Below are 12,996 nucleotides of genomic sequence, written 5' to 3' on the forward strand. Positions count from 1 at the left end.
ACTTCAACCTTTCCGCCGCCGCACCATTTCGGCAATCCAGACCGGCGCATAGGGCGACGTGCAGCCCGGCGAAACGGGATAATCGATCAGCACGCCGAGCGTTTCGCCGACGGCGATGGCCCGGCTTCGCAAGGCGGGACGGTGGATGCCGATTTCCGCCAGACACCGGTTCATCACCCATTGCTTGTCCGGATGGGCGGTGCCCATCTCCTGCTCGATGCGGTCGAGCAGCTCGGCGGCATCGAGCGCCGGATCGTCCTTGAGGATCCCGTCGACGGCCAGAAGCCAGCCCGCCCGCCCGACAAGCGCCTCCGCATCCCTCCAGATCGGGCCCAGCATTTTTCGATGACGGCTCCGGCGGGCGAGATGGACGACAAACCAGTCGAGAAGCTTCGCATCCTCGATCTGACGGACCATGGCGTCGAGTTCATCGGAGGTGCATTGCCCCGGCCGCGCCAGCAGCGTCGCCAAAAGCCGGGGCGCGGTTTCCCCCGTATTCCAGAGCGCCAGCGCCAGCGCATGGTCCGGGCCGCAGGCCTTGGCGAGCGCCCGCACCCCGGCAAGCGGGATGGCGGAGTTCCGGTCTCCCGGCCTGTCCCGGCCGCGCCGCCGGGGGGTCTCAAGCGCGTCCAGCCGCTGCAGAAGATCGGAAAGGGACAGGGTCACGATGCGCCTCCCGCGCCTTGACAACTTTATTTGTCAATGCCATCCTGCTTGATATCTGTCAAGGAAATCAATCATGCTCGATATCGACGTCATCGATGAGCCCCTCGCCGCCGCGGCGGCGCTGGAACCGACCCGCAGCCGGCTTCTCGCCGAGCTCGGCGAGCCGGCCTCGGCAGCCGCGCTGGCCGCCCGGCTCGGCATCAAGCGGCAGAAGATCAACTACCACCTGCGCACGCTGGAGGAGCATGGCCTCGTCCGCGTCGCCGATACGCGCAGCTGGGGCGGCCTGACGGAGCGCCTGATGGTGGCGAGCGCCAGCGCCTATGTGGTGTCGCCGCAGGCGCTCGGCCCGGCAGCGGCCGATCCGGCCCGGACGCGGGACCGGCTTGCCGCCAGCTATCTCATCGCGCTTGGCGCCCGCATCGTGAAGGAGGTGGGCGACCTCTGGCGCCGGGCGCGGGCGGCGGACAAGCATCTGGCGACCCTGGCCATCGATACGGAGATCCGTTTCGCCAGCGCAGCCGACCGGGCGGCCTTCACCCGGGAGCTGAGCGAGGCGGTGATGCGGCTGGCAAGCCGCTATCACGACGACACCGCGCCCGGCGGCCGGCCGCACCGGCTTGTTGCCGTTTCCTATCCCCTCCCCCCACCGTAAAACGGAAAGGACATGCCATGCCCGTGCACAAGGACCCCTCCGGCCGCCGCAGTGTGGAGGCTTCGACCGAAGTACCCGGAACGCCGGAGGATGTCTGGCAGGCCATCGCCTCCGGGCCCGGCATTTCCTCCTGGTTCGTGCCCACCACGCTGGAACCCCGCGTGGGCGGCGTGACCGTGTCACGCTTTGCCGCCGATCACAGCATGGATTCCGCCGCGACGATCACCGCCTGGGAGCCGCCCCGCCGCTTCGTGGCGGAGGCCGACGGCCCCGGCGGCACGGTCGCCACGGAATGGACGGTGGAGGCCGCCTCCGGAAGCACCTGCACGGTCCGCGTGGTGCACAGCTGGTTCGCGGAGACCGATGACTGGGATTCGCAGTTCGAAGGCCACAGCCATGGATGGACAGCCTTCTTCGCCATTCTGCGCCTCTATCTCGACCATTTCCGCGGCCAGCCCAGCCATATCGTGCAGGCCATGGGCGTTTCCGCCGGGTCGGTCGCGGAGGTCTGGCAACACGTCCTCGCGCCCCTCGGCCTTGACGGCGTGGCACCGGGAAGCCGGGTGGATGTGCGGGCGCCCGCCCCTGCCTTTTCGGGACGGGTCGAGGTGGTGAACCCTCCCGACTGGCCCGGCCTGATCCTGCGGCTCGAGACGCCCTGTCCGGCGCTGGCCCATTTCTTCGCGTTCCCGATGGGCGGTCCGGTTCTGGTGCCGGTTCGTTTCTACCTCTATGGCGAGGAAGGGGAACGGCAGGCGGCCCGCTGGGAAGAGGCCTGGAAGACCTGGCTTGCGGCCCGCTTTCCGGCCCCCGCGACCTGAGGTCTCCTGCCCGGTTCAGCCCTCGGAGCGCCGGAGGGTGACCGTCCCGGTCAGGATGGCGCGGGGCTCCAGCAGGCACAGGCCGCCATCGCTGCGGTGATGGGCATCGGGCATGTGGCTCATCGGCTCCAGGCAGAAATAGGGCGTCGGACCGTCGGGCTTGTAGGCCATGAGGTGGCTAAAGGCCGGGTCGGCCGTCAGCACCGTCCGGCGGTTGCCCTCGGTCGCGGTCACCGTGCCTTCGGGGAAATCGAAGACATTGTTGATCCATCCCGGCGGCGCCGGCCGCGGCCGGGAGAAATCGTAAGGCCCGTCGGCGGCGCGGGCATCGCCCGGCAGATGGCCGGCCCCCTCCTCCCAGACCCGGTTTGCCCTGAAGCGGAAATGGTGGTCCGGCCCGTTCGGCAGATAGGGATGAAAACCGATGCCGAAGGGCAAGGCCGTGTCGCCCCGATTGGTCACCGAAAGCGTCAGACGCAGGCCATCCTCCAGCGCCTCGACGGTCTGCCGGGCGCCGTAGCTGTAGGGCGAGCGGGCATCGGCCCGGATATCGAGAGCCAGCACGGCCCGGTCCGGGCCCGCCGCCTCCGCCCACCAGAGAGACCGCCAGCCATCCCCGTGCAGCACGTCGGCAAAGCCGGGCACGGGCAGAAGCCGGTGGCGTTGCCCGGCGGACTGGAATTCGTCCCGTCCGATCCGGTTGCCGAAAGGCAGCATGGGAAAGCAGGCTTCCCGGCCATGGAGCCGCGAGGCGAGACCCGGCGTCGTCGTCGGCACCAGAAGCGGCGCGCCGTCCAGCTCCGCCGAAAGCACCGCCCCGCCCGCAAGCGAGACCAGGAGCCGGCAACCGCCCCGGGAAAGCCGGAGGACGGAGGCCGGGCCGGTCATGTCAGCGGGCTCCGCGCTTCAGGGCCGAAAGCCGAAGATTGTCGAGCAGCACGGCCACCAGCAGGATCAGGCCGCGCACCACATACTGGTAGAAGGCCTGGATGTTCATGAGGTTCATGACGTTTTCCGCAATGCCCATGATCAGCACGCCGACGATCACGCCCGACATGGCCGCCCTTCCCCCCGCGAGCGACACGCCGCCGAGCACGCAGGCGGAGATGACCGAGAGTTCGAGCCCCGTCGCCGCATTCGGCTGGCCGGACGTGATGCGCGAGGCGAGCAGGATGCCCGCGACACCGCAGACCAGTCCCTGGATCGCAAAGATCCAGACGCGCATGTTGACCACCTTCACCCCCGCCAGCCGCGAGGCCTCCGGATTGCCGCCGATGGCCAGCGTGTTCTTGCCGAATACCGTGCGGTTCAGCACGAAACCGAAGAAGAGGAAGAACAGGCCCATGACCCAGACCGGCGCGGGAATGCCGAGGATGCGCGAGAGCGCGAGATCGTAGAAGGCGGGATCGTTGATGCCGACGGCCCGGCCATCCGAGGCGATCAGCGCAAAGCCGCGGACGATCTGCATGGTGGCAAGCGTGGTGATCAGCGCGTTGATGTGAAAGCGGGCGATGACGACGCCATTGACGAGGCCAACCAGCCCGCCGCTGGCCAGGGCCGCGAGAAGGCCGAGAAAGATCGACCCCGTGGCATTGGAGGCCATCACCGCCACCATGCCGGAAAAGGCCACCGTCGAGCCGACCGAGAGATCGAAATCCCGCGAGGCCAGGCAGAACATCATGGTGCAGGCGACGATGCCGATGGTGACCACCGACTGGAGGAGCCCCAGCATGTTCCGCTCCGTCAGGAAGTTCGGCACGGTCAGGGACACGAGCAGAAAGGCGATGGCGAAGATCACGACGAGCCCCTGCTCGCCGAGAAGGATTTTCTTGAGTGCCTGCATCACGGTTGTCTCTCTTGAAGGGGAATGACGGCGAAAGGGGCCTCAGGCGGTGCCGCGACCCGCATCGGGGAAGGCGGCTGCCAGAATGTCCCGGTCCTGATAGTGCGGGCGCCGGAACTCACGCGTCACGCGGCCGCCGCACATCACCATCAACCGGTCGGTGATGCCCATCACCTCCGGCAGTTCGCTGGACACGACGACGATCGCCATGCCTTGGGCGGCGAGATCGTAGAGCAGCGCGTAGATTTCCGACTTCGCCCCCACGTCGATGCCGCGGGTGGGTTCGTCGACGACGAGAACCTTCACGCCCTCCTCCGCCAGCCAGCGGCCGAGGATCACCTTCTGCTGGTTGCCGCCGGAGAGGTTGACGATATCCTGCCGGCGGGAGGGGGTGCGGATCTTCAGCCGTTCGATGAAGCGGTCGGCAAGGGCGGCCTCGCGCGCCGGGCGGATGATGCCGAAGGGCGAGAACAGCCGGCGGGCCGAAATCGCGATGTTTTCCTCCACCGGGCGGCCCTGCACGATGCCGTCATGCTTGCGGTCTTCCGGGCAGAGCACCAGCCCGGCGCGGATGGAGGCCGGCGGGCTGTCGGCAGGAACGGCGATCCCGTCGATTTCCACCCGTCCGCCGCGCCTGACATCGACCCCGTAGAGCAGCCGGGTCATTTCGCTGCGCCCGGCGCCGATCAGGCCGAAAAAGCCGAGGATTTCGCCGGCGCGCACGGAAAAACGGATTGGCTCCGGCAGCTTCGCCCCGGAAAGCCCCTCGACGGACAGCCGCACCGGGCCTTCGGGGCGCGGGCGATAGCCCCAGATGTTGGAAATCTCGCGCCCGACCATTTCGGCGATCACCTGATCGCGGGTCACCGATGTGATATCGGCATGATGGGCCGCCAGCTTGCCGTCCCGCAGCACCGTCATGCTGTCGCAAAGGCGGAAGATTTCGTCCAGCCGGTGGGACACATAGAGAATGACCGTACCGGCGGCCTTCAGACGGGCGATCAGGGAAAAGAGAATCTCGCTTTCTCGCGAGGAGAGGGACGAGGTGGGCTCGTCGAGCGCGATCACCCGGGCTTCCAGCATCACCGCCTTGGCGATTTCCACCATCTGGCGCTCGCCGATGGAAAGGCTGGCGATCTTGGCGGCCGGATCGATCCCGATCCCGTAGTCGGAAAGGCGCGCCCCCACTTCCGCCATCATGGTCTTGCGGTCGATGATGCCCGCGCGGGCCGGGAAGCGGCCGAGCCAGAGATTTTCCGCAACCGTCAGTTCCGGAACGAGCTGCAGCTCCTGGTGAATGACGATGACGCCCGCATGGAAGGCGTCGCGCACCGAATGGAAGTGCTGCACCGCGCCATCGATGCGGATCTCGCCGGCATCGGCCTGCTGGTCTCCGGACAAAAGGCGGATCAGCGTCGACTTGCCGGCGCCGTTTTCGCCCATCAGCCCGTGCACCGCCCCGCGGGCGACACCGAAGCTGACCGAGGCCAGCGCCTGCACGCCGGGATAGGATTTGGACAATCCGCTGAATTCGAGAAAATCTGCCATGTTCCCTCCCCATGACCATCCGGCCCGGCGGCACCTTGAACGGGCCTCCGGACCGGATTACCCCACGTACGCCCGGGAGGCTATTCGATGCCGAGCTCCTTGCGAACCTCTGCATAATTGTCGCGCAGCGCAAGCTGGCCGGAGGTCAGGATCAGCTTTTCGGGTTCCTTGCCGTTGGCGATCCACTCATACATGTTGAGTGCGGTTTCATAGCCGTGGCGCTTCGGCGAGATGATGACCGTGCCGACGAAGCCGGTCGCGTTGGGCTTCTTGAACTCGTTGATCGCGGAATCGGCGCCGCCGATGCCCACGGCCACCACGTTTTCCGGCGCGATGCCGACGCTTTCGGTGGCGCGGACGGCGCCCAGCGCCGCCTCGTCATTCAGCCCGAAGGCCACCCAGTTCTTGATGTCGGCATGCTTGTTGAGCACGGTGGTCGCCGCATTCAGCGCCGCTTCCGTATCGGTCTTGGCCTGGGGGGCGTCGAAGATGTTTTCGGCCGGGAAGCCATTGGCCTTCAGCAGGGAAATCGCGCCTTCGACCCGGTCGACAGCGGTCGGGAGCTGGTCGTAGGAGACGCGGATCGCCCCGACGGTCTTCGGATCCCAGCCGCGCTTCTTCGCCTCGTCGACGATGGCCTGGCCCACGGCCTCGCCGATCTTGGTGGCGGAAATGCCCATATGAGGGACGTCCTCGATCGGATTGCCGTCCGCGCCGACCAGCCGGTCGTCCACGGTCATCAGCTTCAGATTGTTGGCGGTCGACTTGGCGACGATGCCGGGGCCGAGCTTGACGTCGGGGGTGCAGATGATGAAGCCCTGGGCGCCCTGCGCACCGAGATTGTCGATGGCCGACTGGACCTTCTCACCATCTTCCGCGCCGATCTTGACCAGCTCGAAGCCCTTTTCCTTGGCGGCCACTTCCGCGAATTTCCATTCGTCCTGGAACCACGGCTCCTCGGGCTGCTTCACGACGAAACCGATCTTCACATCCGCGGCAAATGCCGAGGTGGCCGCAATGACGGCGACCGTACCCGCCAGGATGGCGGCCTTGAAAAAGCGCATTGTCTCTCTCCCTTTTGACGCCTGCTCCCATGCAGGTGAAAAAATCTTTAGGACAATTCATCATACCAGTCAATTGCCTTTGTATGATGAATCTTGTATTCCTGTCCGACATATGATTTCAATCATCAGGCCACGGCGCCCCTGCTATGGCGCTTGCACACAGAACGTAATATGCCAGCGGATCAGAGAAGCCGGATGGCATTTGCGGAGGAGAGGCAGTTGGAGGAAACGGTCTTGGGCCCGGAGGCTGACAGCACGGACATGAAAGGCCGGCGTCCGCGCGTGGCCAAGAACATCACCGAGGCGCTGGCGCTCGACATGTGCGACGACCGCTATCCGCCGGGCAGCCAGCTGCCCCGGGAGAACGACCTGTGCGCCCTTTACGGCGTCAGCCGCACCGTGATCCGGGAATCGCTGAAGATCCTCGAATCGAAGGGCATGGTGAAAAGCCGTTCGCGGGTTGGCACCGTCGTCTGCGACAAGGACGACTGGAACATTCTCGATCCGCAGGTGCTCGGATGGATCGGGCCGCGCATCTATGATTTCGATCTGGTCGGCTGCATCCTGGAGGCGCGGCGCACCATCGAGCCGGCGGCGGCGGAGCTTGCCGCGGCCCGGGCCACCAGCCAGGACATTGCCGATCTGGAAAATGCCTGGATGGCGATGCGCGATCTGGAGGGCGACAACGAGCGCTTCACCGAGGCCGACGTGGCCTTCCACACCATTCTCCTGCGCGCCAGCCACAACCAGGTCTTCCGGCAGCTTTCCGGCATCATCCATGCGGCGCTGAAATATTCGCTCTTCACCTCCAACCGGGCGGTGGAGCGGCATGACGAGGCGCTGGAGATCCACCGGGAACTGGTCGAGGCCCTGCGCATGCGCAACGGGCCGGCGGCGCGAGCCTGCTCGTCCCGCATGCTCGATCTGGCCGCGCGCGATCTCTCGGGCGCCCTCAAACCCCATCGCCAGCCCTGACGGACACGCCGTCGAACGGAACCTCCTCCATGAAGATCACCAAGCTGACCACCTATATCGTGCCGCCCCGCTGGCTGTTCCTGAAGATCGAGACGGACGAGGGCATCTCCGGCTGGGGCGAACCCGTGGTCGAGGGACGGGCGCTGACGGTGCAGGCCGCCGTGCACGAGCTGGAGGACTACCTGATCGGCAAGGATCCGTTCCTGATCGAGGATCACTGGAGCGTCATGTATCGCGGCGGCTTCTATCGCGGCGGCGCGGTGCACATGAGCGCCATTGCCGGCATCGATCAGGCGCTCTGGGACATCAAGGGCAAGGCGCTCGGCCAGCCCGTCCATTCGCTTCTCGGCGGCCAGCTGCGCGACCGCATCAAGGTCTATTCCTGGATCGGCGGCGACCGCCCGAGCGATGTCGCCCGCAATGCCCGCGAGGTGGTGGCCCGCGGCTTCAAGGCCATCAAGCTGAACGGATGCGAGGAGCTGCAGATCGTCGACAGCTGGGAGAAGATCGACAAGGCGGTGGAAACCATTGCCACGATCCGCGAGGCCATCGGCCCGCATGTGGGCATCGGCGTGGATTTCCACGGGCGCGTGCAGCGGCCCATGGCCAAGGTGCTGGCGAAGGAGCTGGAGCCCTACAAGCTGATGTTCATCGAGGAGCCGGTGCTTTCGGAAAACCGCGAGGCGCTGAAGGAAATCGCCAATCACTGCTCGACGCCGATCGCGCTGGGCGAGCGGCTGTTCTCCCGCTGGGATTTCAAGCAGGTGCTCGCCGACGGCTATGTGGACATCATCCAGCCGGACCTGTCCCATGCGGGCGGCATCACCGAATGCCGGAAGATCGCCGCCATGGCGGAGGCCTATGACGTGGCGCTGGCGCCCCATTGCCCGCTCGGCCCCATCGCCCTTGCCGCCTGCCTGCAGGTGGATGCGGTGAGCCACAATGCCTTCATCCAGGAACAGAGCCTCGGCATTCACTACAATGCCTCCAACGACATTCTCGACTATATCGCCAATCCGGAGGTGTTCTCCTATGCGGATGGCATGGTGGCCATTCCGCAGGGGCCGGGCCTCGGGGTGGAGGTCAACGAGGACTATGTGATCGAGCGCGCCCGCGAGGGCCATCGCTGGCGCAACCCCGTCTGGCGGCATGAAGACGGCAGCGTGGCGGAGTGGTGAGATGGCCGGTCGCCTGACGGAACGCTATATCGCCATCACCGGCGCGGCACAGGGGATCGGGCTGGCGATCGCCCGGGATTTCGCCGCCGAGGGCGCCGATCTCTTCCTTCTCGACGTGGACGGCCCGCTGCTTCTGGCATCGGCCGACGCGCTCCGCGCGGATTTTCCCGAGCGGACGATCAGGACGGCTTGCGCGGACCTGCGCGATCATGCGCGGCTCGAAGAGGCCTTCCGCGAGGCGGCAAGGCATCGGGTGCTGGACGGGCTGGTCAACAATGCCGGCGTCAACGTCTTTCACGATCCGCTGGAAACCAGCGAGGCCGAATGGCAGCGCTGCTTTGCCATCAACCTCGAAGGCGCCTGGGCCTGCAGCAGGGCCGTGCTGCCCGGCATGATCGCGCGCCGGCACGGGGTGATCCTCAACATCGCCTCCACCCATGCCTTCACCATCATTCCCGGCACCTTTCCCTATCCGGTCGCAAAACATGCGCTTCTCGGCCTCACCAAGTCGCTCGGGCTCGAATATGCGGGCCAGGGCATCCGCGTGAATGCGCTGGCGCCCGGCTATGTGGCGACCCAGAAAGCCATCGAGTGGTGGAACAGCGCCGCCGACCCCGAGGCGGCCCGCGCCGAAACGCTGGCGCTCCATCCGCAGGGGCGGATCGCGACGCCCGAGGAAATCGCCCGGGCGGCGGTCTTCATGATTTCGGACGAATGCCCGTTCATGACTGCCGCCTGCCTGACCGTCGACGGTGGACTGAGTGTCCGGCACCACACCTAGGATCCCTCCGGCGCCCTCCCGTCCTCCGCCCGGCGGCCATTGACCTTCTATTACTCCGATTATATGATTTTATCGAGGAGACGACCATGACACGTGTTTTGAGATCCCGGATGTGGTTCGGCGGACAGGACAAGGATGCCTTCATCCATCGCAGCTGGATGAAGAATGGCGGCCTGCCGGACGATGCCTTCGACGGACGGCCGGTGATCGGCATCTGCAACACCTTTTCCGAATTCACCCCCTGCAATGCGCATTTCCGCGGGCTGGTGGAGCATATCAAGGCGGGGGTGCTCGAAGCGGGCGGGTTGCCGCTCGAATTTCCGGTCTTTTCCTGCGGCGAGTCCAATCTTCGCCCCACGGCCATGCTGTTTCGCAACCTCGCCTCCATGGATGTGGAAGAGTCGATCCGCGCCAATCCCATGGATGGCGTGGTGCTGATGGCGGGCTGCGACAAGACCACGCCTTCGCTCGTGATGGGGGCGGCCTCCTGTGACCTGCCCTCCATCGTGATATCGGGCGGGCCGATGCTGAATGGCCGCTTCAAGGGCCGGGTTCTGGGCTCCGGCACGGATGTATGGAAGTTTTCCGAAGACGTCAGGGCCGGGCTGATCACGGCCGAGGACTTTGCTGCCGCGGAAAGCGGGATGTCCCGGTCGGCCGGCCATTGCATGACCATGGGAACGGCCTCCACCATGGCTTCCATGGTGGAAGCGCTCGGCATTGCCCTGTCCGGCAATGCCACGGTTCCCGCCGTCGATGCGGGCCGGGCGCGTCTGGCGCGTCTGACCGGGCGGCGCATCGTCGCCATGGTCCGGGAGGACCTGCGGCTTTCGCATATCCTGACCCGCAAGGCCTTCGAAAACGCGATCCGGGTGAACGGCGCCATCGGCGGCTCCACCAATGCGGTCCTGCATCTCCTCGCGATTGCCGGGCGTGTCGGCGTCGATCTCACCCTGTCGGACTGGGACCGGCTCGGCCGCGACGTGCCGACCATCCTCGACCTGATGCCCTCGGGCGCCTATCTGATGGAGGATTTCCACTATGCGGGCGGCCTGCCGGCGCTGATGAAGGAAATATCCGGTCTCCTCGCGCTCGATGCCCCGACGGTGGCGGGCATCTCCCTCGGCGAGGCGATTGCGGCGGCGGAAAACCACAATCCGCAGGTGATCCGCCCCTTGAGCGATCCGCTGACGCAAAGCGGCGGGATTGCCGTGCTGACAGGCAACCTGGCGCCCCGGGGCGCCGTCATCAAGCCTTCGGCGGCCTCCCCCCATCTCATGCGGCACCGCGGACGGGCCGTCGTCTTCGACACGGTCGAGGACCTGAAGGCCCGGATCGACGATCCCGCGCTCGCCGTGGACGAAACCTCGGTTCTGGTGCTGCGGCATTGCGGGCCGCGCGGCTATCCCGGCATGGCGGAGGTGGGGAACATGCCGCTGCCCCGCAAGCTTCTCGAAAAGGGGATACGCGACATGGTGCGCCTGTCGGATGCCCGCATGTCCGGCACCGCATTCGGCACCGTCGTGCTGCATGCCGCGCCGGAAGCGGCGGTGGGCGGACCGCTCGCGCTGGTGCGCGACGGCGATGTGATCGTGCTCGACGTGGAGGCCCGTCGGCTGCATCTCGACGTCGGCGAGGAGGAGCTCGCACGCCGCCGCGCCCGCTGGACAGCGCCGGAACCGGCCATGAAGGGCGGATATCAGAGCCTCTATGTGGAGCGGGTCATGCAGGCGGATACGGGCGCGGATCTGGATTTTCTGGTCGGCAGCCGCGGTCACGCGGTGCCGCGCGAAAGCCATTGAGGAGACGAGAGATGATATCGTTCGATCCCGAAAGCCTGCATGGCATTCACGCGGTCCTCTATGCGCTTTTCGACCGCAGCGAGCGGCTCGACCGGCAGGCGATGCGCCGCCAGACCGAGATCTGCCTCGCCAGCGGCGTGCACGGCATGGTGGCGCTGGGCCTTGCCACCGAAGCCAGCAAGCTCGACGAGAGCGAGCGCCAGACCGTGATGGAATGGCTGGTGGAGGATGTGGCCGGCCGGGTGCCTGTCGCCATCACCATTTCCGGTCCGTCGGTGGAGGAACAGGCGCGCCAGATCGGCCATGCGGTCCGGGCCGGCGCCGACTGGCTGATCCTGCAGCCGCCGATGATCGGACACTATTCGGCGGCCGAATATATCGCCTTCTTCAGCCGTGTCGCCGCCCGCGCGCCCTTGCCCGTGGCGATCCAGAACGCCCCGGCCCTGATGGGGCGGGGCCTTTCGGCGGAGGATATTGCCGGGCTGGTGCGCGACAATCCGAATATCCGCCTGATCAAGGGCGAAGGACCCGCCGTCGACATTGCCCGGCTGATCGAGATCACCGGCGGTACCCTGCCCGTCTTCAACGGCCGCGCCGGGCTGGAGCTGATCGACAATCTCCGCATCGGCTGCCGGGGCATGATCCTTGCGCCCGACAGCATCGATCACGCGGTGCGTGCCTATGAATTCTTCATGGATGGCTGGACGCTGCATGCGGAGGACGCCTACAGAACCCTTCTGCCGGGCGTCGTTTTCACCATGCAGGGACTGGAGAATCTTCTATGCTACGGCAAGCGCCTGTTCGGCATGCGGGCGGGCCTGGCCATCGAGGACCGGGCGCCGGCCCTGCGGCCGACGGCGGAGGGGCTGGCCATGACCCGCCGCCATGCCGAGGCGCTCGGGGATTTTCCGGAGGAATAGCCGGACGGAATGGGAAGAGGCATGAAGAGCATCAGGGCGATTGCGGCGGCAGAACGCGGGCTTCCGGCCCGCATTGCCGCCGATATAGGCCGCCGGATCATCTCCGGGGAGCTGAGGGCCGGCGAAAGGCTGCCGCCCGAAACCGAGCTTCTCGAGGGGCTGGAGGTCAGCCGCACGACCCTGCGCGAGGCGCTGAAAATCCTGTCCACCACCGGCTTCATCGAGGCGAAGCCGAAGATCGGCACCCGGGTGCGCGCCGCCGAACACTGGAACACGCTCGATCCCGTCGTGCTCGGCTGGCACCGGGACGTGGAGGACGAGGGGGGCGTGGCGGAAGAACTGTTCGAGCTGCGGCTGTCGGTGGAGCCGCTCGTGGCGCGGCTTGCGGCGCGGCGGGCATCCCGGGCCGACATCGCCCAGATCCGCGATGCCTATGAACGCATGGGGCGACCCTCCATGGCGGTGGACGAGGCCATCGAGGCCGATATCGATTTTCACCTGCGCATCTTCCACGCGGCCCGCAACCGCTTCCTCATCCCCGTCGCGTCCGCCATCCGCACGGCGCTGATGCTGAGCATTCCGCGCACCTTTGCGCGGAGCGGCGGTTTCGGCGCCTCTCTCGCCCAGCATGAAAAGGTTCTTCTGGCGATCGAGGCCCGCGACGGCGAGGCGGCGGCGGCAGCCGTCGAAACGCTGCTTGTCTCCACCTATGAGGCGAATTATCCGCCGGCGCGGCCCTGACG

13 protein-coding genes are annotated in these 12,996 nt (G+C 66.5%); 8 read left to right on the forward strand and 5 right to left on the reverse strand.

From position 1 onward, the window contains the following. Nucleotides 1–3: 3 nt before the first annotated feature. The gene (locus ACT54B_RS20525) at nucleotides 4–666 is read right to left on the reverse strand and encodes a DNA alkylation repair protein (RefSeq protein ID WP_476047688.1); all 663 of its coding nucleotides are present in this window, start codon (nucleotides 664–666) and stop codon (nucleotides 4–6) included. A gap of 73 nt (nucleotides 667–739) precedes the next feature. Between ACT54B_RS20525 and ACT54B_RS20530 the strand changes: the two genes are divergently transcribed. Together ACT54B_RS20530 and ACT54B_RS20535 are read left to right on the forward strand one after the other, a co-directional pair. Next, nucleotides 740–1,321 carry a helix-turn-helix domain-containing protein gene (locus tag ACT54B_RS20530; RefSeq protein ID WP_476047689.1) on the forward strand — a complete coding sequence of 194 codons (582 nt, stop codon included), beginning with the start codon at nucleotides 740–742 and terminating at the stop codon, nucleotides 1,319–1,321. A gap of 17 nt (nucleotides 1,322–1,338) precedes the next feature. After that, nucleotides 1,339–2,142, forward strand: a complete 804-nt coding sequence (locus ACT54B_RS20535) for an SRPBCC family protein (RefSeq protein ID WP_476047690.1) — start codon at nucleotides 1,339–1,341, stop codon at nucleotides 2,140–2,142. Between the two features lie 15 nt (nucleotides 2,143–2,157). On the opposite strand, the gene ACT54B_RS20540 is transcribed toward ACT54B_RS20535, so the two are convergent. From ACT54B_RS20540 to ACT54B_RS20555, 4 genes are all read right to left on the reverse strand, one after another. Further along, nucleotides 2,158–3,030, reverse strand: a complete 873-nt coding sequence (locus tag ACT54B_RS20540; protein ID WP_476047691.1) for an aldose 1-epimerase — start codon at nucleotides 3,028–3,030, stop codon at nucleotides 2,158–2,160. 1 nt (nucleotide 3,031) lies between these two features. Next, entirely contained in the window at nucleotides 3,032–3,985 is a 954-nt protein-coding gene (gene araH / locus ACT54B_RS20545; RefSeq protein ID WP_476047755.1) for an L-arabinose ABC transporter permease AraH, read from the reverse strand. Between the two features lie 42 nt (nucleotides 3,986–4,027). Further along, nucleotides 4,028–5,533 carry an L-arabinose ABC transporter ATP-binding protein AraG gene (araG, locus tag ACT54B_RS20550; protein WP_476047693.1) on the reverse strand — a complete coding sequence of 502 codons (1,506 nt, stop codon included), beginning with the start codon at nucleotides 5,531–5,533 and terminating at the stop codon, nucleotides 4,028–4,030. Nucleotides 5,534–5,613: 80 nt separating this feature from the next. Further along, nucleotides 5,614–6,597: an arabinose ABC transporter substrate-binding protein gene (locus ACT54B_RS20555; RefSeq protein WP_476047694.1), complete on the reverse strand. Its 984-nt coding sequence runs from the start codon at nucleotides 6,595–6,597 to the stop codon at nucleotides 5,614–5,616. 261 nt (nucleotides 6,598–6,858) lie between these two features. Here ACT54B_RS20555 and ACT54B_RS20560 point away from each other — a divergent pair, with 261 nt between their 5' ends. From ACT54B_RS20560 to ACT54B_RS20585, 6 genes are all read left to right on the forward strand, one after another. Beyond that, nucleotides 6,859–7,572, forward strand: coding sequence for a FadR/GntR family transcriptional regulator (locus ACT54B_RS20560; RefSeq protein WP_476047696.1), 714 nt, complete (start codon nucleotides 6,859–6,861; stop codon nucleotides 7,570–7,572). A gap of 29 nt (nucleotides 7,573–7,601) precedes the next feature. After that, nucleotides 7,602–8,750 (forward strand): galactonate dehydratase, encoded by a 1,149-nt coding sequence (gene dgoD / locus ACT54B_RS20565; protein ID WP_476047698.1) that lies wholly within the window; start codon nucleotides 7,602–7,604, stop codon nucleotides 8,748–8,750. Nucleotide 8,751: 1 nt separating this feature from the next. Next, a complete protein-coding gene (locus tag ACT54B_RS20570; RefSeq protein ID WP_476047699.1) occupies nucleotides 8,752–9,531 on the forward strand; it encodes an SDR family oxidoreductase in 780 nt (259 codons plus the stop codon). Nucleotides 9,532–9,617: 86 nt separating this feature from the next. Then, a complete protein-coding gene (locus tag ACT54B_RS20575; RefSeq protein ID WP_476047701.1) occupies nucleotides 9,618–11,333 on the forward strand; it encodes an IlvD/Edd family dehydratase in 1,716 nt (571 codons plus the stop codon). Between the two features lie 11 nt (nucleotides 11,334–11,344). Further along, the gene (locus tag ACT54B_RS20580; protein WP_476047703.1) at nucleotides 11,345–12,253 is read left to right on the forward strand and encodes a dihydrodipicolinate synthase family protein; all 909 of its coding nucleotides are present in this window, start codon (nucleotides 11,345–11,347) and stop codon (nucleotides 12,251–12,253) included. 21 nt (nucleotides 12,254–12,274) lie between these two features. Continuing rightward, entirely contained in the window at nucleotides 12,275–12,994 is a 720-nt protein-coding gene (locus tag ACT54B_RS20585) for a FadR/GntR family transcriptional regulator (protein WP_476047705.1), read from the forward strand. Nucleotides 12,995–12,996: the final 2 nt, after the last annotated feature.

The sequence above is a fragment of the Gellertiella sp. DMC107 genome, from assembly GCF_056313605.1.